Source organism: Halomonas sp. MCCC 1A11062 (assembly GCF_021404355.1).
Classification (GTDB): Bacteria; Pseudomonadota; Gammaproteobacteria; order Pseudomonadales; family Halomonadaceae; genus Halomonas; species Halomonas aerodenitrificans.
The window spans coordinates 1-530 of sequence record NZ_JABFTW010000065.1; the positions used below are offsets into that span (position 1 = coordinate 1).

General features: G+C 59.1%; 1 protein-coding gene. It reads left to right on the top strand.

Annotated features, from left to right (window positions below):
• Positions 1-174 precede the first annotated feature (174 nt).
• The coding region (locus tag HOP58_RS22810) for an Hcp family type VI secretion system effector (RefSeq protein WP_234261916.1) at positions 175-530 on the top strand (356 nt) is incomplete at its 3' end.

The window sequence follows — 530 nt, forward strand, 5'->3', positions numbered from 1 at the left end:
CCGGGCAACTTCTTGCCCGACCCGGGCAACTTATTGCCTAATTAGGCTTAGCAATGATTGGCCAGGAAATCGCTAACACACTGTATAAAAACAGGTTTGAAGGGGATGGCACACATACTGCTCATATCGAACTGTCCATCGGGACATTTCATTCACATCGTCAAGGAGCAGACCATGCCGACTCCCTGCTATATCAGCATCCAGGGCCAGACCCAGGGCAACATCACCGCCGGTGCCTTCACCCCGGATTCCGTGGGCAACATCTACGTGGAAGGCCACGAAGACGAGATGCTGGTCCAGGAGTTCAAGCACGTCGTCACCGTGCCCACCGACCCGCAGTCCGGCCAGCCCTCCGGCCAGCGCGCCCACAAGCCGTTCGTCTTCACCGTGGCCCTGAACAAGGCCGTGCCGCTGATGTACAACGCCCTGGCTTCCGGCGAAATGCTGCCGAACGTCGAGCTGAAGTGGTACCGCACCTCCGTCGAGGGCAAGCAGGAGCACTTCTTCACCACCACCCTGACCGACGCCAC